The organism is Thermomonas fusca DSM 15424 (assembly GCF_000423885.1).
Lineage (GTDB): Bacteria > Pseudomonadota > Gammaproteobacteria > Xanthomonadales > Xanthomonadaceae > Thermomonas > Thermomonas fusca.
In genome coordinates, this window is sequence record NZ_AUIV01000020.1 from 69252 (window position 1) to 90296 (window position 21045).

Annotated in this window: 18 protein-coding genes and 1 pseudogene; 8 read left to right on the forward strand and 11 right to left on the reverse strand. The window is 69.8% G+C overall.

The annotated features are described in order from the left end of the window. Positions 1-19 precede the first annotated feature (19 nt). Positions 20-1108: a DUF1615 domain-containing protein gene (locus G582_RS0109360; protein ID WP_028839622.1), complete on the forward strand. Its 1089-nt coding sequence runs from the start codon at positions 20-22 to the stop codon at positions 1106-1108. A gap of 72 nt (positions 1109-1180) precedes the next feature. Here G582_RS0109360 and G582_RS0109365 read toward each other — a convergent pair whose 3' ends face one another. After that, positions 1181-1927, reverse strand: coding sequence for a hypothetical protein (locus G582_RS0109365; RefSeq protein WP_028839623.1), 747 nt, complete (start codon positions 1925-1927; stop codon positions 1181-1183). A gap of 23 nt (positions 1928-1950) precedes the next feature. Here G582_RS0109365 and G582_RS16150 point away from each other — a divergent pair, with 23 nt between their 5' ends. After that, entirely contained in the window at positions 1951-3186 is a 1236-nt protein-coding gene (locus G582_RS16150; RefSeq protein WP_156880393.1) for a hypothetical protein, read from the forward strand. 54 nt (positions 3187-3240) lie between these two features. Here the strand turns inward: G582_RS16150 and G582_RS0109375 are convergent, their stop codons facing one another. The 5 genes from G582_RS0109375 to G582_RS0109395 all read right to left on the reverse strand — a co-directional run bounded on the left by G582_RS0109375 (position 3241) and on the right by G582_RS0109395 (position 7674). Next, the gene (locus G582_RS0109375; protein WP_028839624.1) at positions 3241-4971 is read right to left on the reverse strand and encodes a DUF2207 domain-containing protein; all 1731 of its coding nucleotides are present in this window, start codon (positions 4969-4971) and stop codon (positions 3241-3243) included. Then, positions 4968-5519: a LemA family protein gene (locus G582_RS0109380; protein WP_038053600.1), complete on the reverse strand. Its 552-nt coding sequence runs from the start codon at positions 5517-5519 to the stop codon at positions 4968-4970. The genes G582_RS0109375 and G582_RS0109380 overlap by 4 nt, the downstream gene beginning before the upstream one ends. Positions 5520-5592: 73 nt before the next feature. Beyond that, positions 5593-5823, reverse strand: coding sequence for an RNA-binding S4 domain-containing protein (locus G582_RS0109385; protein ID WP_028839626.1), 231 nt, complete (start codon positions 5821-5823; stop codon positions 5593-5595). A gap of 36 nt (positions 5824-5859) precedes the next feature. Continuing rightward, entirely contained in the window at positions 5860-6807 is a 948-nt protein-coding gene (locus G582_RS0109390; protein WP_028839627.1) for a DMT family transporter, read from the reverse strand. Positions 6808-6840: 33 nt separating this feature from the next. Continuing rightward, positions 6841-7674, reverse strand: a complete 834-nt coding sequence (locus tag G582_RS0109395; protein WP_028839628.1) for a DUF72 domain-containing protein — start codon at positions 7672-7674, stop codon at positions 6841-6843. 93 nt (positions 7675-7767) lie between these two features. Here G582_RS0109395 and G582_RS0109400 point away from each other — a divergent pair, with 93 nt between their 5' ends. Then, positions 7768-9426 (forward strand): serine hydrolase, encoded by a 1659-nt coding sequence (locus tag G582_RS0109400; protein WP_038053602.1) that lies wholly within the window; start codon positions 7768-7770, stop codon positions 9424-9426. Positions 9427-9524: 98 nt separating this feature from the next. Here the strand turns inward: G582_RS0109400 and G582_RS0109405 are convergent, their stop codons facing one another. From G582_RS0109405 to G582_RS0109420, 4 genes are all read right to left on the reverse strand, one after another. After that, positions 9525-10196, reverse strand: coding sequence for a hypothetical protein (locus tag G582_RS0109405; protein WP_156880395.1), 672 nt, complete (start codon positions 10194-10196; stop codon positions 9525-9527). Between the two features lie 9 nt (positions 10197-10205). Continuing rightward, complete coding sequence (locus G582_RS0109410; protein WP_083961127.1) at positions 10206-10733, reverse strand: RNA polymerase sigma factor; 528 nt, start codon at positions 10731-10733, stop codon at positions 10206-10208. A gap of 114 nt (positions 10734-10847) precedes the next feature. Further along, the gene (locus G582_RS0109415) at positions 10848-11729 is read right to left on the reverse strand and encodes a PhzF family phenazine biosynthesis protein (RefSeq protein ID WP_028839632.1); all 882 of its coding nucleotides are present in this window, start codon (positions 11727-11729) and stop codon (positions 10848-10850) included. A 30-nt stretch (positions 11730-11759) separates the two neighbouring features. Beyond that, positions 11760-12626, reverse strand: a complete 867-nt coding sequence (locus tag G582_RS0109420; protein WP_028839633.1) for a PhzF family phenazine biosynthesis protein — start codon at positions 12624-12626, stop codon at positions 11760-11762. 89 nt (positions 12627-12715) lie between these two features. On the opposite strand from G582_RS0109420, the gene G582_RS0109425 reads away from it, so the two are divergent. From G582_RS0109425 to G582_RS0109440, 4 genes are all read left to right on the forward strand, one after another. Next, positions 12716-15334 (forward strand): bifunctional aspartate kinase/diaminopimelate decarboxylase, encoded by a 2619-nt coding sequence (locus G582_RS0109425; protein ID WP_038053604.1) that lies wholly within the window; start codon positions 12716-12718, stop codon positions 15332-15334. Between the two features lie 26 nt (positions 15335-15360). Then, positions 15361-16722, forward strand: coding sequence for a UDP-N-acetyl-alpha-D-muramoyl-L-alanyl-L-glutamate epimerase (murL, locus tag G582_RS0109430; RefSeq protein ID WP_028839635.1), 1362 nt, complete (start codon positions 15361-15363; stop codon positions 16720-16722). A 4-nt stretch (positions 16723-16726) separates the two neighbouring features. Next, entirely contained in the window at positions 16727-18124 is a 1398-nt protein-coding gene (gene murD / locus G582_RS0109435) for a UDP-N-acetylmuramoyl-L-alanine--D-glutamate ligase (RefSeq protein WP_028839636.1), read from the forward strand. 131 nt (positions 18125-18255) lie between these two features. After that, entirely contained in the window at positions 18256-19050 is a 795-nt protein-coding gene (locus G582_RS0109440; protein ID WP_028839637.1) for a dienelactone hydrolase family protein, read from the forward strand. Positions 19051-19089: 39 nt separating this feature from the next. Here the strand turns inward: G582_RS0109440 and G582_RS0109445 are convergent, their stop codons facing one another. Continuing rightward, a complete protein-coding gene (locus G582_RS0109445; protein WP_028839638.1) occupies positions 19090-20088 on the reverse strand; it encodes a polyprenyl synthetase family protein in 999 nt (332 codons plus the stop codon). 672 nt (positions 20089-20760) lie between these two features. On the opposite strand from G582_RS0109445, the pseudogene G582_RS0109450 reads away from it, so the two are divergent. Continuing rightward, positions 20761-21045, forward strand: a pseudogene (locus G582_RS0109450) (transposase); the annotation flags it as partial.

Genomic DNA, 21045 nt, shown 5'->3' on the forward strand with positions numbered 1-21045 from the left:
GCCGCGCCGCATGACGCTGATGCTTCGATCTTCCGGATGGCTTGCCGCCACCGTGCTGTGCCTGGCCATCGCCGGCCTATCCGCATGCCAGCCGCAGCGCAGCCCGGAGCAGGTGCACGCCGAGCTGCTGCGCAAGCTGCCGGCCACCCTGCATGATCGCGAAGGCTGGGCGCGCGACATCCAGACCGCGTTTTCGACCCAGCGTATCGAGCCGTCCTCGTCGAACCTGTGCGCGGTGCTGGCGGTGGTGGAACAGGAGTCGGGCTATCGCGCCGATCCGCTGGTGCCGGGGCTGGGCGGCATCGCGATCGCGGAGATCCGGCGGCGGGCGGCGGAAAAGCATGTGCCGGGCTTCGTGGTGGATGCGGCGCTGGCTCTGCGCGGGCCGGATGGCCGCAGCTACGCGCAGCAGCTGCAGGCGCTGCGCAGCGAACGCGAGATGAGCGAGCTGTACGAAGCGATGATCGCGCGCCTGCCGCTGGGCAGCGGCCGCCTGCTGGCCGGGCTGAACCCGGTGCGCACCGGCGGGCCGATGCAGGTGCGGGTGGATTTTGCCGAACGCCACGCACGCGGCTATCCGTACACGCCCGACGGCTCGATCCGGCGCGAGGTGTTCGACCGCCGCGGCGGGCTGTATTTCGGCATCAAGCATCTGCTGGGCTATCCGGCCGATTACCCGCGGCCGCTGTATCGCTTTGCCGATTTCAACGCCGGTTGGTACGCCAGCCGCAACGCCGCCTTCCAGCAGGCGGCGGCGATCGCCAGCGGGGTCAAGCTGGTGAGCGATGGCGACCTGCTGGTGCCGGGCGCGCCGATAGATAGGCCGGGTGCGACCGAGGCGGCTTTGCGCAGCATCGACGCACGGCTGGCGATGGACGCCGCCGGCATCCGCGCAGACCTCGCCAAGGGCCGCACCGCCGGGTTCACCGACACGGTGCTGTATCGCAGTGTGTTCGCGATCGCCGACCACGCTGGCGCAGGCCGGCCGGTGCCGCGCGCGCGGGTGCCGGACATCGCGCTGCGGAGCCCCAAGATCACCCGCGCGCTGACCACGGCCTGGTTCGCCGGGCGGGTGGACGCGCGCTGGAAGTCCTGCATGGCGCGTTGACCGGCAGCGGCTCTGTCCGGCGCGTGCAGCGTTGGCGTCCGGGCAGTCACCGGACATCGCCGCGCCGGTTGCTCAGCGGGATTGCTGGCGCCGCGCGTGCGCCATCGAGCGGTACAGGTGGCGCAGGACCAGCAGGGCGAGCAGCAGCATCAGTGCGCTGAACGCGCGTTCCGACGGAATCCCTAGGCCGAGCTTGCGCAGCAGCGGCGCCAGCAGCGCGGCGCCGAGCTGTTCGATCTGCCGGTAGGCCGGCAGCACGTATTGCTGGGTGAGCTTGCCGGCATCGTCGACCTGCGGCACCGCGCCGGACGGCGCAACCAGGATCCAGATGCCCCAGGCGGCGAGCACGCTCACGAACACCGCCAGCAGCACGCTGCCGATGCGCGAACGGCGCGGCGGCGGGGTGTCGGCCGCGGATCGCGCCGGCAAGGCGTGCGAGGACGGCGGGGCGCCCTGCATCCGCCCGAGCGCGGCCAGCAGTTCCTCGTTGGCGCGTTGCCGCTCGGCGCGCTCGCTCTCGACCAGCTTGGCCAGCGCAGCACCGTCGCGGTCGCTGCCGCGGCGGCGCTCCGCCGGAGCCGCCTGGGTCGGCGCGCTGCGGGCAGCGTGGCTCTCGAACATCCACAGCCCGACCAGCGCCAGCGGGAAGCCCAGCATGATCGCCACCACCACCAGCCGGATCGTCCAGCCCGGGATGTCGAAGACCGGGAACACGGTGCTGGCCACCTGCACGATCACCCAGCCGGCGACCACGTACATCACCCCGCCGCGATAGATCTGGCGGCGCTTGAGTTCATTGAGGAAGGTCGAGGCGCTCATGCCGCGGCTCCGGGGGGTCCCCCGTGGCCAACGGCAAGCGCGGGCCGGGGCGGACAGCGGCGCCGATTCATCGCCGGTTCGGCGGCAGCGCAGCCATCGGCACTAGACTGGACGGCCCCAACCACCACGCGATGCGTTCGATGAGCTTCCGCTGGATCCCGTTCGCGGCCTGCCTGCTGTTGGCCGCCTGCAGTGGCGCCCCCGATGTCCAGACCAGCGCCAGCACCGATGCGCTGGAGGCGCCGGCACCGGCCGTGCAGCGCAAGCCGCAGGCGGAGATCGACTGGTCGCCGGAGCGGCTGGAAGCAGGCGATGCGTGGGTGGACTGCGGCGCCGACTATCCCCAGGGCGACGGCCGGCCGGTGCTGTCGCTGGCCTATGTCGACCTGCGTGCGGCCATGCAGGACTGCCGCGCCACCGGCCTGATGCGATTGCGCTACAAGGGCCGGGTGACCGCCAGTTTCGCCGCGCTGGCCGAGCGCGCCGGCAAGGTGGCGGGCGATCTGGGCATCGGCAAGCGCATCCTCGACATCGATTCCGGTGGCGGCAGCGTGGAGTCGGCCATGCGCGCCGGCGACGCCATCGGCGAGAACGACTGGGCCATCTGGGTGCGCGGCGATTCGGTCTGCCACAGTGCCTGCGTGCTGCTGTTGGCGGCCGGCGACATGCGCGTGATCGTCGGGTCGGTGGGCATCCACCGGATGATCCGGTTGCGTTCCACCGCCACCTCGCGCAAGGAGTTGGGCGAGGAGCTGCGCAGGATCAGCGACGACCTGCGCAACTACCTGGAGCGCAACGGCGCTTCCGCCGAGGTCTACGACCTGATGACCACGGTGCCCAACCGCACCCTGCACATCCTCACCGACCAGGAGCTGGAGGATTTCGGCCTGGCCGGCTCCAACGCGGTGGAGGACGACCTCGACCGCATCCGCCTGGCGCGCCGCTGCGGCACCGAGTTCCTGCGCCGCCGCGACAGCTTCCGCCGCGCCTACGAGGCGCAGTGCGTGCAGCCGGCCGATGCGGCGCACCAGGACGTGGCCGACATCAACGCCTGTGGCCTGGCCCTGCGCACGCGCTACGGCTTCCCCGACCCGCAGTGCCCGATCGAAAGCCCGATGGCGGAACTGGACGGCGCGGTGCTGGCGATGCCTGCGGAGCCGGCGCCCGCGGATGTCGCGGCGGGCGGCGACACCGGCACCGCTGCGCCCGACGCCGCCGAACACGCCGCCGGCGACGACACCAGCGTGGCCCATCCGTAAATCCCGCTGCGGCTGCGACCGATCGTCGCGCGGCCGGTTTGCCGGGCGTCAGCGTCAGCGTCCGCCGCCGCCGCCGCCACCGCCGCCGCCGCCGGAGAAACCACCACCACCACCACCGGACGAGCTGCCGGGTGGCGACGACGCGGAGGCGATCTGCGAACCGAGGCTGCTGCCAAGGCTGCTGGTGAGCTGGTTCAGGCTGGTGAGGTTGCCGCCCCGGTACCAGCCGATGTTGGCGGTTGCCGCTTCCGCTGCCGCGGCGCCGACCGCGGCGGTGAACTTCTCCGTCCACGCTGCTTCCACGTCCAGCGCCAGTGCGTACGGCAGCAGGAACTGGTAGCGCTGCGCGTCCAGCGGTGGCGGTGCGTCCGGCCCCGGCATGCGCGCCAGTTCGTCGCGTTCGGCCACGCCGAGATACAGCTTCAATCCTTCGATTTCATCCAGCAGCTTGCGGCCTTCCGCGGTCGGTGCCGGCACCAGGAAAGCGAAGGCGATCACTGCCGCCAGCATCAGTGCGCCGATGATCGCGATCAGCAGGAGGCCGCCGCCGCCGGATACCGCCGCCGCCATCGCCAGTCCAACCGCGCCAATCGCGAAGGCGACCCCCATGCTGCCGTAGTTGCGCTGGAACATGCGCCCGGCGTAGGCCTTTTCCATGACCTTGGTCTGCGCCGCGATGGCCGCCTGCAGCAGCGCATGGTTGCTGTTCTTGAGTTCCAGCGTGTCGCCTTCGCGGAACAGCCCGGCCAGCAGCGCCCGCGGCGAGTCAGCCAGCGCTGCGACCTCACCACCCGGCAGGTGATGCAGGGTCCAGTCGTCCTTCAGCAGCCCCTTCTCGCGCTCGATGCGCAGGTGGCCGGCCACCGCCAGCGCCAGCAGGTCGGCGGTGATGCAGCGGGTGTCGCTGGCCATCCGGCGGATGAAGCGCAGCGCCGCCGGTGAATAGCCGCCCGGTGGCTGGTAGCGCGCGATGATGATGCCGGGCGCGGGGTCGCGGCCGACCCGCCGCCAGCGGCGCAGCATGTAGGCCAGCATGGCCAGCAGCGCGGCCAGCGCCACCAGCACGCCGCGGTTGTCGCGCAGAAGCCACCATGCGCGCTGTGCGGTGGTGGGCTCCACGACCACGCCCTTGGGAAAGGACAGCACGATGGTCAGCCCTTCCTGCGGTGCCAGCGGGCGGGTCAGCTGCCAGTGCGCCAGCCCTGGTGCAGGCAGCGAAGTGACGAAATCCTGGCCCTGCACGCCCTGCGCACCCGTATAGCCCTCGGCGCGCAGTTCGCTGGTGGTGACGGTACGCGGCAGGCGCACGTCCACGCTGCCGCTTTCGATGGGGAAGGCCCAGCCGGTACCGATCGCGTTCCAGTACAGCTCGTCGTGGTCGGCGAAGAATCCCAGTTGGCGGCTGGTGCGGTAGCGCAGGGTGTAGGTGTATTCCGCCGGCACCGGCAGGAAGTCGTCGTTGCCGGTGTTCAGGCGCACGCCATTGGGTTTCCCTTCGGTGAACCATGGCTCCGGGCGGCCGTCGCGCAGCACTTCTTTCACCGTGAAGTCGACCACCACGCGGTTGCCGTGGCGGTCGCGATAGCGGGTGGGGAAGTCGCGGTAGATGCCGCGGCGGATCGCCTCGCCCTCGGCGCGTACGCGGATGCGCTCCTCCACGTCCATGCTGGCGTCAGCGTTCACCGCCACCGTGCTGTCGTAGGACAGGATGCGTTCCTGTGCCCGCACCTGCAGCGGCAGCGCCGACAGCAGGGCGAATGCGGCCAGCAGCAGCGCGCGGATCACGATGCCAGCTCCAGCTTCGGCGCGGCGCGGCTGTCGCCTTCGGCCTGGAAGAATTCCGCTGCGGCGAAACCGAAGCCACGTGCCACCAGCAGCGCCGGGAAGCGTTGCCCCGCATCGTTGTAGTCGCGCACCGCGCCGTTGTAGAAGCGCCGCGCGAACTGCAGGTGTTCCTCCACATCCACCAGCGCGGACGAGAGCTGGGCGAAGTTCTGGTTCGCCTTGAGATCGGGATAGGCCTCGCGCAGCGCGATCAACCGGCCCAGCGCCTGCTCCAGCGCCGCTTCGGCCTGGCCTTGCCGGGCCGCGCCGTGCGCCGCCTGCGCCTGCGCGCGGAGTTCGGTGACCGCTTCCAGCGTGGCGCGCTCGTGTGCGGCATAGGCCTGCGCCACCGTCACCAGCTGCGGTACCAGGTCGTGCCGGCGTTGCAGCTGCACGTCGATGTCGGCCCAGGCGGTGCGGTGCTGGTTGCGCAGCCGCACCAGCCGGTTGTAGGCCAGCATCGCCCAGGCCGCGAGCGTTGCGAGGATCACCAGTGCCAACAGGGTCATGACCAGTCGTCCGCGATTGCCAGTGGCAAGGGTAAACGAGGCGGCCGTGCCCGGCGTGTTCGTGTTTGCGGGGTCAGCTGATGTCGCGCAGGTGGATCAGCACGTCGCCCAGCTGCACGGTCTGGCCGGCGCGGATCTTGGCGGTCTTGCGCTGTTCCGGCAGGCCGTCCACCCGCACCGCGCCGCTGGCCACCAGCTGCTTGCCGGCGCCGCCGGAATCGCACAGGCCGGCGAGCTTCAGCAGCTGGTTCAGCTCGATGTAGTCGCGGTCCAGTTCGAAATCGATGGCCTGGGTTGCCTGCATGGGAGGAGCTCCGTGGCGATGCGGTGGGATGCGGTGTCAGTCGGCGAGGTGGTGGGATTCGCTCACGCCGACCTGTTCGACATGTGCCGGCTGGCGACGGCCGGCCAGCAGGCCCTGCGCGAACACCACGCCGAGGATGATGGCGACGCCGAGGTAGAAGCGCGGCGACAGCTCCTGCTGTTCATTGAACAGCACCGCCGCCAGCACGATGGCGTAGACCGGCTCCAGGTTCACCGACAGCTGCGCGGTGAACGCCGACAGGTGGCGCAGCGCCACCAGGCAAAGTGCGAATGGCAGCAGCGTGCAGGCCAGCGCCAGCAGCACCAGCCACAGCGCATCGGTGGTGGAGGGCAGCACCAGCAGCGGGCCGGCGAAGGCGGGCACCAGCAGCGGCATCAACGGCGCCAGCAGGGTCAGCATCAGGGTGCCGGCGCCCAGTTCAAGCGCGGTGACGGTGAGCGGATCGCCGCCGTCGACCATGCGCTTGTTGAGGGTGCCGAACAGCGCCACCAGCGCGGCCGAGGCCACGCCGGCCACGATCCCGGCATGCATGCCGGCGGGCACGCCGCCCACCACCAGCCAGATGCCCGGCAGTGAGGCCAACCCCAGCAGCAGGTCGCGCGGCTGGAACTTCTGCCGGGTGAGCAGTGGTTCGATCAGCGCGGTCATCGGGGTGGCGAATGCGATACAGGTGGCGGCCACCGAGGCGTTGGCCAGCTTGATCGCGCCGTAGAAGGTCAGCCAGTGCAGCGCCACCAGTGCGCCGATCCCGGCATAGGCCCAGCGGCTGCGCGCCGGCATCGCGCGCAGTCCGCGCCAGACCTTGGGCAGCAGCGCCAGTGCCACCACCACGATCAGCATCCGCCACCACACCAGTGGCAGCGCCGGCAGCGTGATGAGTTTTCCGAGGATGGCGGTGAAGCCCCACAGCAGCACGCAGAAGTGGATCTGCCAGAGCGCGCGGGTGGTGTCGGGGTTTCTCATTCGCCCATTATCGCGGGCGGCGGCCGCCTGCGTTTATCCGCGCCGGCCGCCAATCCGTCCGATCATCGCCATCGCGGCCGCCGGGTTGCGCTCCTTGGCGGCGCTGATGAACAGGATGAAGACCTCGCGCAGGTTCGCGGAAGGCGGGGGGTCAACGGAAAGCCGCGGCAGGTCGGCCGGTTCGCCGCCCGCGGCCCATTCGCGCGCACGCCGTGCCCATGCCGCCAGTTCATCGGCCGGGTAGCCCGTGGCGATGCCGCTGCGCGAGCGCATCAGCCGCGCATAAACGAAGTCGGCGGTGATGTCGGCGAACGACGGGTGGTCCGGCGAATCGGTGAACACGGTGGCGAAGCCGTGCCGGCGCATCAGCGCGATGAAGCCGGCGTCGAGGGAGCCGGCGTCGCGCATGTCGATCACATGCCGCAGCGGGCGGCCGCCGGCTGCTTGCGGCAGCAGCCCGCAGAAGGCTTCGAAGCTGTCGCGCTCCAGCCGGGTGCCGGCATCGAACTGCCACACCAGCGGGCCCAGCTTGGCGCCAAGTTCGGCGATGCCGGCGACGAAATCCTCGATCTGCGGCCCGGTCTTCTCCAACGCGCGCGCCTGCATGATCCGCTTCGGTGCCTTGGCGGAGAACATGAAGCCAGGCGGCGTTTCATCGCGCCACTTCGCATAGGTCGCGGGCTTCTGGGTGCCGTAGTAGGTGCCGTTGATCTCGATGCAGCTGAGCTGGCGGCTGGCGTACTCCAGCTCGCGCCGCTGCACCAGCCCCTGCGGGTAGAAATTGGCCCGCCACGGCGCGAAGGTCCAGCCGCCGATGCCGACCCGGATGCCGTCGATCGCAGCGATGCCGTCATCGAACATGTCCATCGCCGCAGCATAGCGCGCATGACCGATGGCGCATCGCGCCGCGCCCTTCGGGCCGGCATACTCCGCAGCTTCAATCCCCTGGGAAGCCCCGTCATGCGCATTGCTCCGCTGGCCGTTGCTCTGGCCTTGACCCTTGTCACCGCCGCGCCGGTATCGGCGCAGCAGGCCGAGCGGACCGTATCGCGGCCGTTCCTGATCGACGACACCCGCGCGCCGCTGGCGGCGCCGCTGCCGGACGCGGCGCGGCTGGCGCGCTTCGACGCCTATGTCGAGGCGGTGCAGAAGCAGTTCGACGTGCCCGGCGTGGCGGTGGCCATCGTCAGGGACGGCCAGGTGGTACTGGCGCGCGGCTACGGCGTGCGCGAGCTGGGCAAGCCGGCCAAGGTGGATGAACACACCATGTTCGCCATCGCCTCCAACACCAAGGCGTTCACCGCGGCGGCGCTGAACATGCTGCAGGACGAGGGCAAGCTGAAGACCACCGACCGGGTCATCGACCACCTGCCGTGGTTCCGCATGAGCGATGCCTACGTGACCCGCGAGATGCGCATCCGCGACCTGCTGGCGCACCGCAGCGGCCTCAGCCTGGGTGCGGGCGATCTGCTGTACTGGCCGACCACCACCTACACCACGCGCGAGGTGGCGGAACGGCTGAAGGACGTGCCGCTGACCGGCGGTTTCCGCGAGCAGTACGCCTACGACAACATCCTGTTCGGCGTCGCCGGGCTGGTGGTGGAAGCCGCATCCGGCATGTCGTTCCAGAAGTTCCTGGAAACCCGCATCTTCGACCCGCTGGGCATGAAGGAGACGCGCTTCAACAGCGACGGCCTCAAGCCCGGCGACAACGTGGCGGTGGGTAACGCCAAGTTCGACTTCAAGGACCTGCGCCCGGTCGGCGTGACCAGCTGGCGCAATGTCTCAGGCGCCGGCGGCATCTATTCCAGCGTGCACGACATCGCCAAGTGGATGAACGTGCAGCTGGCCGGCGGCGTGATTTCCGGCGAAGGCGACAAGGCCAGGCGGCTGTTCTCCGAGCAGCGTCAGCGCGAGATGTGGTCGGTGCTGACACCGATCCCGGTCGGCAAGCCGTCCATCCCCGAGCTGGCCGCGGCCACCCCGAACGCGATGGGCTACGCGCAGGGCTGGCAGGTATCCGACTACGCCGGCCACAAGCTGGTCTGGCACACCGGCGGCTGGCCGGGCCAGGTCTCGCGCCTGACCCTGCTGCCGAACGAGAAGATCGGCGTGGTGGTGCTGACCAGTGCGGACGTGGGCGTGGCCTTCAACGCGATCACCTACGAAGCGATGGACTTGATGCTGGGCAGGTCCGGCAATGACTGGCTCAAGGGTTATGCCGCCGCGTTCGCCAGGGCGCAGGGCAACGCCGACGAGGACTGGCAGAAGCACGTCGCAGCGCGCGACGCTGCCAGCAAGTCCTCGCTGCCGCTGGCGAAATACGCCGGCACCTACCGCGACCCGTGGTACGGCGACGTCGTGATCCGGCAGGGGGCGAAGGGACTGGAGATGCAGTTCAGCAAGACCGCGGAGCTGCTGGGCGACATCGAGCACTGGCAGCACGACAGCTTCATCGTGCGCTGGCGCGACCGCGGCCTGAACGCCGATGCCTTCGTCAACTTCGCGCTGGATTCGGACGGCGGCATCCGCGAGCTGCGGATGGAGCCGATCTCGCCGCTGACCGACTTCAGCTTCGACTTCCAGGACCTGCGGCTGGTGCCGGTCAAGGCGCCCTGATTCCGGGGCCGCCGCGGCGGTTGCCGCGTGGATGACGAACGAAACCGGCCGCGATTGCGGCCGGTTTCTTTTTCGGACGATGTTGCGTCAGTGCGGACTCAGTCGCGCTCGAAATTCTCGAGGTCGTCGAGCAGGTGCAGGCTGCGGCGGATGCCGCCGGTGCCGTCGTCGATGCGGGCATGCAGGCTGTCGGGCTTGCCCGCCGCGCGCGCGGCCCACGCCCAGGTCGCCAGCGTGCCGACCACACCAAGGCCGAGGCTGATCCAGATCCATGCTGGCGTCGTCGTGGCGGGGGGCGTCGGCGACAGGCCGGCGAAGCCGATCACCACCACCACCCACATGATCCACCACGGTGCGCCGCACAGGTTGGAGTTCAGCGTCTGCAGCCGCAGCAGCAGGCGCAGGCGCTTCTGGATGGCCAGCACCGGCGCGGCCAGGTCGATGCCCGCGGCCAGCCCGGTGAGGATGCCGGCAAAGGCGATGTTGAGGACGCCGAACGCATGAAGGGCGATGCCCGCCGCCAGCAGGCCGGGGACATCCAGGTTGCGCTTCCAGCAGGCCACGCCCAGCACCACCAGCCCGATGCCGAGCAGCGCCTGGAACAACAGGCCGATATGCAGCGGGCGCAGGTTGCGGCGGGCCTGGTGCAGCCGGTGTTCGCGCAGCAGTTCCAGCTGCAGGCGGTCATGGCGGGCCAGCCGTGCGTCCAGCGCCTGCCAGGCGGTTTTGAAGTCGTCGAGTTCCATCGTGGTGTCCATCGTCGTGTGCATGGTCGTTGCTCAGAAAGCGTCGCGGATGCGCTGTTTCAGCCGCCCGATCTTGGTGGAGACATTGCTTTCGCTGATGCCGAGGATCTCGGCGATCTCGCGCTGCGGGCGGTCGTCGAGGTAGAGCAGCAGCAGGGCGCGGTCCAGCGGCGGCTGGCGGGCGATGAAACCCTGCAGCAGGCGCAGGTGCTGTGCCTGTTCCGGGTCTGGGGCATTCGCATCCGCCACGTCGTGCAGGGCATCGTCCAGCGGCACGGCGTCGTGCCGCCGGCGCAGTTCCTGCTGGCGCAGATGGCCGATCGCCACGTTCAGTGCGATCCGGTACATCCACGTGCTGAAGCTGCGTGCCGGGTCGTATTTCGGCCAGGCGTGCCAGAGCTGCGCGGCGATTTCCTGCGCGAGGTCGGCGCGGTCTTCGGCGCCGCGCGCATAGCTGCCGGCGATCTTGAACACGATCCCGGCGTGCTGCTGCAACAGCGTGCCGAAGGCGGCGCGGGCGTCGGGCGTGGTCATGGCGGCAATGGAGGTGAGTGTAGTCATGGAAACCCCGGCGCGGCCTTCGCGCCTCTCGATTCCATGATTCGCGCCAGCGCGGAAAATCTCACACGCCCCGGCAGGACGACCGCCGCGCCGCAGCGGCCACCGGTCGGAAGATCAGGCTTCCGGCCACTCCAGCACGCCCGTCACCACCGTCGCCGCGCGGCCACCGGACCAGACTTCGCCGTCGGCATCGACGGTGAGTTCGATGATGGCGTCATGGCCAACTTCCCGACCCTGGCTGACACGGTAGAAGCCGTTGCCGCCGGGCAGGGCATTGCGTTCGGCCAGCCATGCCGCAAGGGTTGCGTTGGCGGCGCCGGAGGCGGCGTCCTCGAAGCGCGCCGGTGCGCCGACGAAGGCGCGCACGGCGTAGTAGTAGACCGGATCCGTGCTGCGTGCATAGACAAACAGGCCCATGCTGTCGCTGGCCTCGGCCAGCGCGGCGATGGCATCCCAGTCGGGTTCGGCGCTGCGCAGGTGCGCTTCGCTGGCCAGTTCCACCAGCCACCAGCGGCGACCGCCGTCCATCAGCACCGGCGGCAGCGCGCCGAGCTGCAGGCCGGCCAGCGCGGCGGCCAGACGGGTGTCGTCGGCCGCGGCGATTTCCTGCACGCGGGCGCGCGGCGTGCGCACCGCCACCGTGCGTGCGGCGCCCTCGCCATGCACGCGCAGCGGCAGGTTTCCGGCGATGCCTTGCTGCACCAGCAGTCCGTCGCGCGGCGTCACCAGCCCCGCATCCAGCAGCGCATACGCGGTACCGACGCTGGGATGGCCGGCGAATGGCACCTCGCGGCGCGGGCTGAACATGCGGATGGCGTGGGTCGCTTCCGGCGTGGTGGGCGGGAACACGAACGTGGTTTCCGGCAGTCGCGTCCAGCGCGCGATCGCCTGCATGGTGGCGTCGTCCAGTCCCTGCGCCTCCAGCACCACGGCCAGTGGGTTGCCGTCGCCGGGATGGGAAGCGAACACATCGAGTTGCACGTAGCGACGCGGCATGGCGGTGGGGTGCCTGAGGGGCCGCGCAGGTTACCAGTCCAGCGTGCCGGCGATCACCTGCTGCACCCGGCCGCCGATCCAGACATCGCCCTCGGCATCCACGCGCACCGCCACCCGGCCATCGCGGCCGAGTTCGCGGCCCTGGCTGGCGACGTAGCTGTGGCCATCGCCCGGCAACCGGCCCTGCCGGTGCAGGCAGGCGGCGATCGCGGCATTGGCGCTGCCGGTGACCGGATCTTCCGGCACGTTCACGGCATCGCCGGGGCAGAACGCGCGCACCGCCAGCTGGTGGTCGGCGCCGTCCTCGAAGGCAAACACCGCCACGCCAGTGGACGCGGTGGCGTTGCTCCATGCGGCGATCCCGGCGAAGTCCGGGCGCAGGCTGCGCAACCGGGCGGCCGATGCGGCCTCCACCAGCCACCAGCGCGGGCCGTTGTCCCACAGCGCGGCGGCGATGCCCGGAGCGGCCAGCGCCTCCAGCCCGGCCGGCAGTGGTCCTTCGTGACGCGCCAGCTCGCGCGCACGCGGACTGCGCACGGACGGCAGCAGGCGCGCGCCTTCCGCTTCGATCCGCACCGGGAGCAGCCCGGCGCCGCACTGCTGCACCAGCGCGCCCGCGCGTGGCTGCGCCAAGCCCAGCTGCGCCGCCGCCCACGCCGCGCCCACGCTGGGGTGGCCGGCGAACGGCAGTTCGCTGCCGGGGGTGAAGATGCGGATGCGGTAGTCGGCACCGGCATCCGGCGGCAGGAAGAACACCGTCTCCGACAGGTTCAGCCATGCGGCCAGCGCCTGCATCGACGCGGTGTCGAGGTCCTGCGCGTCCAGCACCACGCCCAGTGGATTGCCCTGGCCGGGACGGGCGGCGAAAACGTCCAGCTGCATATAACGACGTGCCATGTTGCGATGCGTCAATGTGGCGGAAGAGGCCGCTAGAATGCCGCAGGCCCGCGCGTGCGGCATCTTTCCCCATTTCCCGACCTGGACCCATGTCCCCTTCTTCCTCCGCGTCCGACGATCGCTGGCTTGTCCTCAAGTTCGGGGGCACCTCGGTTTCGAAACGCACGCGCTGGGATAACATCGGGAAACTGGCGGCGGGCCGCGCCCGTGACAACGATGCGCGGGTGCTGGTGGTGGTGTCGGCGCTGTCCGGCGTCACCAACGAACTGACCGCGATTGCCGATGGCGCCGCGGACAGCGCGGAACGCATCGCCAAACTCGACGCGCGCCACCGCGAGTTCGTCGCCGGTCTGGACCTCGATGCAGGCGCGGTGCTGGGTGAACGGCTGGCCGCGCTGCACGCCTTGCTGGCCGATCCGCGCGCGCCCGCGCGCACCCTGGACTGGCAGGCCGAGGTGCTGGGGCAGGGCGAGTTGCTCTCGTCCACCATCGGTGCGGCCTACCTGCGTTCGAAAGGGCTGGACATCGGCTGGATGGATGCGCGCGACTGGCTCGATGCGCTGCCGCCGCAGCCCAACCAGAGCGCATGGTCGCAGCGGCTGTCGGTGAACTGCCGCTGGCAGGGCAGCGAAGACTGGCGCGTGCACTTCGCCTCCCAGCCCACGCGGCTGCTGATCACCCAGGGCTTCATCTCCCGCCACCAGGACGGCGGCACCGCGATCCTCGGGCGCGGTGGTTCGGATACCTCGGCCGCCTATTTCGGCGCGCTGCTCGGCGCCCGCCGGGTGGAGATCTGGACCGACGTGCCCGGCATGTTCAGCGCCAACCCGCGCGAGGTACCGGACGCGCGCCTGCTCACGCGACTGGACTATTACGAGGCACAGGAAATCGCCACCACCGGCGCCAAGGTGCTGCATCCGCGCTCGCTGCGGCCGTGCCGCAACGCCGGCGTGCCGATGGCAATCCTCGACACCGAGCGCCCGCACCTGCCCGGCACCAGTATCGATGACGCCGCCGCGCCGGTGCCGGGGGTGAAGGCGATCAGCCGCCGCAACGGCATCGTGCTGGTGTCGATGGAAGGCATCGGCATGTGGCAGCAGGTCGGCTTCCTGGCCGACGTGTTCGCGCTGTTCAAGCAGCATGGGCTGTCGGTGGACCTGATCGGTTCGGCCGAAACCAACGTCACGGTGTCGCTGGACCCGTCGGAGAACCTGATCTCCACCGACGTGCTGGCGCGGCTGTCGGCGGACCTGGCGCAGGTCTGCCGGGTCAAGGTGATCGCGCCCTGCGCGGCCATCACCCTGGTCGGCCGCGGCATGCGCTCGCTGCTGCACAAGCTGCAGGACGTGTGGGCGATGTTCGGGCGCGAGAACGTGCACCTGATCTCGCAGTCGTCCAACGACCTCAACCTGACCTTCGTGGTCGACGAGGCCGCCGCCGACGGCATGCTGCCCAAGCTGCACGAAGCGCTGATCGATTCCGGCGCGATGCCGGTGCACGAAGAGGCCGTGTTCGGCCCGCGCTGGCGCGAGATCGAGGGAACGTTCCGGCCGCGGCCGGCGCCGTGGTGGCAGGCCCCGGCCGAGCGCGAGGCCCTGCTGCGGCTGGCCCAGGCGGGTACGCCGCGCTACGCCTACCACCTGCCCACGGTGCGCGCGCGCGCCGAGCAGCTGAAGGCGATCGCGGCGGTGGACCGGCGCTATTTCGCGATCAAGGCCAACCCGCACCCGGACATCCTGCGCACTCTGGCGGACGAGGGCTTCGGCCTGGAATGCGTGTCGCTGGGCGAGATCGGGCGCGTGTTCGAAGCGCTGCCCGGCCTCGATCCCCAGCGCGTGCTGTTCACCCCCAGCTTCGCCCCGATCAGCGAATACCAAGCGGCGCTTGCGCATGGCGTCACGGTGACGGTGGACAACGTCGAACTGCTGCAGCGCTGGCCGGAAGTGTTCCGCGGCCGCGCGCTGTGGCTGCGGATCGACCTCGGCCACGGCGACGGCCACCACGAGAAGGTCAACACCGGCGGAAAGGAAGCCAAGTTCGGGCTGTCGGCGCAGCGGGTGGACGAATTCGTCGATGCCGCGCGCGCGCTGGACGTGCGCATCACCGGCCTGCACGCGCACCTGGGCAGCGGCATCGAAACCATCGGGCATTGGCAGGAGGTGGTGGACGAGCTGGCCGGCTTCGCCCGCCGCATTGGCAGCGTGGAAGTGCTGGACATCGGCGGCGGCCTGCCGATTCCCTACACCGACGACGACGAGCCGTTCGACCTCGATACCTGGGCGGCAGGGCTTGCCGAAATCAAGGCGGTGCATCCGGCCTTCCAGCTGGCGATCGAGCCCGGCCGCTTCCTCGTCGCCGAGGCCGGCGTGCTGCTGGCGCGCGCCACCCAGGTGGTGGAAAAGGACGAGGTGCTGCGGGTCGGGCTGGACGCCGGCATGAACGCGCTGATCCGCCCGGCGCTGTACGACGCCTGGCACGACATCCACAACCTGTCGCGGCTGGACGATGGCGCGCTGCGCGATTTCGACGTGGTCGGGCCGATCTGCGAGTCCAGCGACGTGTTCGGCCACCGGGTCAAGCTGCCCGCCGCCACCGCGCCGGACGACGTGATGCTGATCGCCGACGCCGGCGCCTACGGTTTCAGCATGGCCAGCGCCTACAATCTGCGGGCGCTGCCGGCGGAAGCCGTCCTTCCGGATGCGGCTTGAGCCGCACAGCGAATCAACGAGCAACCATGACCGACTGGATTTTCAACCGCGACGCCATCCGCACCTTCCGCTTCGTCCGCTGCGCCTTCGACGCGCAGACCGGGGTGGCGCGGCTGGTGTACGCCTTCGACGACGGCCCCGAGCTGACCGAAACCGTCACCGTGCCCGGCGCGCCATTCGTGCTGGACGCGGCCCGCACCGAGGCCGCGCAGCGCGCGCTGCGGCTGCTGCACCTGGTCGCCGGGGTGAGCTACTACAAGGCGGCGGTGGCGGGCGAGATCCGCATCGACGGCTACGCCATCGACGCCGACACCGCGGCGCTGCTGGAAACCGTCTACCGCAACGGGCTGGGCGAATTCGCCTATCGCAACGGGCTGGACCTGCGCGGGAAGATCCGCTTTCGGGCTGACGCTGCACCGTCGCAGCCCGTGCCAGCACTCGGCTTGCGCGCGCACGCGCTGGTCGCCATCGGCGGCGGCAAGGATTCGCTGGTCAGCATCGAGGCGCTGCGCGCCGAGGGCGTCGCACAGACGGTGACGTGGATCGGCGGTTCGCAGCTGATCGCCGCCTGTGCCGCCCACACCGGCCTGCCGACGTTCAACATCGGCCGCCAGCTGGCGCCGCAGCTGTTCGACTACAACCGCCAGGGCGCGTGGAACGGCCATATCCCGGTGACCGCGGTGAACTCGGCGATCATGGCCTTCGCCGCGGTGCTGCTGGGCGTGGACCAGGTGGTGTTCTCCAACGAACGGTCGGCCAGCTACGGCTCGCAGATCCCGGGCACCGGCGAGGTCAACCACCAGTGGTCGAAGGGCTGGGCGTTCGAGTCTGCGTTCGGCGACTACCTGCAGTCGCACGTGGCCGCCGACCTGCACTACTACTCCCTGCTGCGCCCGCTCAGCGAGCTGGCGGTCGCGCGGCAGTTCGCCAGGACCGACCGCTACGACGCGCATTTCTCCAGCTGCAACCGCAACTTCCACATCCTTGGCGAGCGGCCCACCAGCCGCTGGTGCGGGGTCTGCCCGAAGTGCCATTTCGTGTTCCTGGCGCTGGCGCCGTTCCTGCCCAAGCTGCGCCTGGTCGGCATCGTCGGCCGCAACCTGCTGGACGATCCGGCGCAGATTCCGGGCTTCGATGCGCTGCTGGAATACGGCGACCACAAGCCGTTCGAATGCGTGGGCGAAGGCCGCGAATCGCGCGCGGCGATGGCGCTGCTGGCGCAGCGTCCGGACTGGCGCGAGGACGCGGTGATCCAGCGCTTCGCGCGGCAGATCCTGCCGCAGCTGGATGCCGAAGCGCTGGCCATCGAGCCCCTGCTGGCGCTCGACGACGAGCACCGCATTCCCGCCGCGCTGTGGGAGCGCCTGCGTGTCCGTTTCGCTGCCTGAGCGGCTGCGCATCGCTGACCTCGCGGGCCGTAGCGTGGCGCTGTGGGGCTGGGGCCATGAAGGTCGCGCTGCCCGTGCGGCGTTACGCGCGCGCCTGCCGCAGCAAGCCATCACGCTGTTCTGCAGCGAAGCCGAGGCAGCGGAAGTGGCGGTGTTGGGCGATCCGCTGCTGTCCATCGAGCACGCCGCCACCGGCGAGCGCCTCGCCGCATTCGACGTGGTGGTGAAGTCGCCCGGCATCAGCCCGTACAAGCCCGAAGCCGTGTATGCCGCGCAGCAGGGCACCCGCTTCATCGGCGGCACCGCGCTGTGGTTCGCCGAGCGCGCCGATGCCGCGGGCGAAGTGGCCAATGCCATCTGCGTGACCGGCACCAAGGGCAAGAGCACCACGTCCTCGCTGCTGGCGCACCTGCTGCGTGCAGCGGGATTGCGCACGGCGCTGGCCGGCAACATCGGCGTGCCGCTGCTGGAATTGCTGGGCGGCCATGCCGACGCCTGGGCCATCGAGCTGTCCAGCTACCAGACCCGCGACGTTGCCGCTTCCGGCGCACGCCCGCGCATCGCCATCGTCACCAACCTGCACCCCGAGCATCTGGACTGGCACGGCAGCGAGGCGCGCTACATCGCCGACAAGCTGGCGCTGGTGACGACGGCAAAGCCGCGCATCGCCGTGCTCAACGCCGACGATCCACTGCTGGCCAAGCTGCAGCTGCCGGACAGCGAAATCCGTTGGTATGGCGACGGGCGCGGCTGGCATCTGCGCGAGGACGCGCTGTATCGCGGCGATGCCTTCGTGATGGACACCGCCGCACTGCCGCTGCCCGGTCGGCACAACCGCAGCAACCTGTGTGCGGTGCTGACCGCGCTGGAAGCGTTCGGACTCGACGCGGCGGCACTGGCCGCGCGCGCCGCCAGCTTCCAGCCGCTGCCCAACCGGCTGCAGCCGCTGGGCGAGAAGGACGGCTATCTCTACGTCAACGATTCCATCAGCACCACCCCGATGGCTACGCAGGCGGCGCTCGACCTGTATGCCGGGCGCGACGTCGCGGTGCTGGTCGGCGGCCACGACCGCGGCCTGCCGTGGGACGAGTTCAGCGACGCGATGCGCGTGCGTGCGCCGCGCGCCGTCATCACCATGGGCCAGAACGGGCCGCGCATCCACGCGCTGTTGATGCTGGTCGCTGCGCAGGCCGGTTTCGTGCTGGAAGCCGCGTGCGATCTGGCCGATGCGATGGAAAAGGCGCGTGCGGCCCTGCCCGACGGCGGCGTGGTGCTGCTCTCGCCCGGTGCGCCCAGCTTCGGGCCATACCGCAATTACGTCGAACGCGGCCACCACTTCGCGCGGCTGGCCGGCTTCGATCCGGACGCGATTTCCGGCATCCAGGGCATGGGCATCGCCTGAGCCTCGGACATGTCCGCGGCGGCGGGCGTTGGCGTGTGCCGCGCAGATCGAGCCCCAACGGAGGCAAAAATTTCACGGTGGTTGAGCCGGATTCGGGTAGCGTAGGCCGGTCATCCATCGGGAGCCCTGCCATGCGTCGTTCGCTGCTCGCCCTCGCGCTTTCGTTTGCCGCCTTGCCCGCGTTCGCGGCCATGCAGGCCAAGCCGGTCGAATGGACGGTGGGCAAGGACCGTTTCAGCGGCTACGTGGTCTATGACGATGCGTCGACGGCGAAGCGGCCCGGGCTGGTGATGGTGCCGAACTGGATGGGCGTCACCGACGATGCGGTGGCGCGCGCCAAGGCGGTGGCCGGGGCCGACTACGTGGTGCTGGTGGCGGATGTGTACGGCAAGGGCCGTCAGCCCGCCAACGCGGGCGAGGCCGGCAAGCTGGCCGGCGGCCTGCGCGGCGACAATCGCGCCGCGCTGCGAGCGCGCATCGATGCCGCGGTGGCCACGCTGAAAGCGCAGGCCGGCAGTGCGCCGCTGGATGCGGAAAAGATCGGCGCGTTCGGCTTCTGCTTCGGCGGGTCCACCGTGCTGGAGCTTGCGCGCAGCGGCGCCGAGCTGGCCGGTGTGGTCAGCCTGCACGGCGGGCTGGCGCCCGGCGCGAAATCGGCGACCGCCGCGGCGGTGAAGACGCCGTTGCTGGTGCTGAATGGCGCCGACGACAAAGCGGTTCCCGACAGCGACATCGTCGCCTTCGAGCAGGAGATGGACGGCGCCGGCGCGGACTGGCAGTTCGTCGATTTCAGCGGCGCGGTGCACTGCTTCGCCGAGCCGTCGGCCGGCAGCGATCCCGCCAGCAACTGCCGCTACGACGAGCGCGCGGCCAGGCGCGCCTACCGGATGATGGCGGACTTCTTCCGCGAGCGGTTCGCGCTGTAGGGCAGCAGTGAGCCGGCGTGCTCGCTGCCGCGGGCCGGGTCAGTGGTCGCGGTTGACCGAATAACGAGCCAGCCCGCGCAGCGCATCGATATGGGCATTGCCCGGCAGCGCCGCCAGCGCGGCGTCGGCGGCATCGGCGTATTCCATTGCCCGCGCGCGGCTGTAGTCCAGGCTGCCGCAGCGGGCAATCGCCGCCTGCACCGTGGCCAGCCCGTCCAGGTCGCCGTGCTCGACGATCCGCCGCAGCTCGGCGCGCACGTTGTCGTCGCTGTGCGCCATCGCGTGGATCAGCGGCAGGGTCATCTTGCCTTCGGCCAGGTCGTCGCCAAGGTTCTTGCCCAGGGTGGCGGCGTCGGAGGCGTAGTCCAGCACGTCGTCGGCGATCTGGAAGGCGTAGCCCAGCGCCAGCCCGTAATCGTGCAGCGCCTGCTGGCTGGCTGCGTCGGCGCCGGCCAGCAGCGCGCCCAGGCGGGTGGCGGCGGCGAACAGGATCGCGGTCTTGCGCTCGATCACGCGCAGATAGGCGGCTTCGTCGGTGTCCGGGTTGCGCACGTGCAGCAGCTGCAGCACCTCGCCCTCGGCGATCATGTTGGTGGTGTCGGCAAGGATCTTCTGCACGTCCATCCGCTCCAGCTCCACCATCAGCTGGAAGCTGCGCGAATACAGGAAATCGCCGACCAACACCGAGGCGGCGTTGCCCCAGACCGCATTGGCGGTGCTGCGGCCGCGGCGCAGGTCGGATTCGTCGACCACGTCGTCATGCAGCAGGGTGGAGGTGTGGATGAATTCCACCACCGCGGCCAGCTGGTGGGCATCGGCGCTGCGATGGCCCAGCGCGCCGGCCGCCAGCAGCAGCAGCATCGGCCGCAGCCGCTTGCCGCCGGCGCCGACGATGTACTCGGCGATCTGGTTGACCAGCACCACGTCCGAGGCCAGCCGGCGGCGGATCAGCGCGTCCACCGCGGTCATGTCGGGCGCGGCCAGGGCCTGGATCGCCGTAAGGTCGGGCGCGGCATGCGCGAGGTCGGGAGCGGTCATGGGCAGGATCGGCGGGGAATGCCGAAGTATAAGCGGTAGGGTGGTTTTCCGACCCCGCGGCGCGGCGTCGGCTCGCTGGCGCCGGCTATACTTCGATGCCATCGTCCACCCCGGGCGAGATGAAAAAACAGCTGTGGTATGCCAAAAGTTAGTGATAATTGGGGGCGCCAAGAATCAATGACTTACGGACAAGCCGTCACATATTGTTAGTGATAACTAGCTCATGTCCCAGATCAGCGCGTGCCAAAAGTTAGTGATAAATCGCGGCACGTCGCGCCAAGGGCGTAGAGAGCATATGTTAGGTACTTAAGGCGCTAGGATGAAGGCGCTCTAGACCACGAACGCTGCTCGCGCCGACGGCAAAAGCCGAAGCGGCACGAAATTCCTCGGCCTCGCGCTCGTGCTGGTTCGCGTCTGGCCTGGGGCATCATCGACTCATTCATGGATCATTGGTTCACGTGTAGTGTGAAGCTATGGCTAGCTTCTCTTGCTGGCAGTGTGCTAGCTAATTGAGGAGGAAGGTGGTCGCTCAGGCGCCGTATCCGTGGACTTTGATGGTCCAGAGCTAGTCTTCACCCCGTCGCCTGCTCAGGTGGGGGAACTTCGGGTGGGTTCACCCCCGTTTTCACGGACACTTACGAGAAGGCCGATGCAGGGCCATGAGGAGTGTTCATGTCGAAGCGAAGGAAGTTCAGTGCGGAGTTCAAGCGCGGTGCGGTTGAGCAGGCTAGTCAGCCTGGGGTGAGCTGTGCCCAGGTGGCCCGGGAGCTCGGGGTCCGGGACAACTTGCTGACCCGTTGGAAGCGGGAAGCCCAGAGCCAGGGCAAGGTGGCCTTCAGCGGCACCGGGACGCCTCGGGATGAGGAACTTGTGCAACTCAAGCGCGAACTGGCGCGGGTGAAGAAGGAACGCGATTTTTTGCGAGAAGCGGCGACGTTCTTTGCCAAGGGATCATCC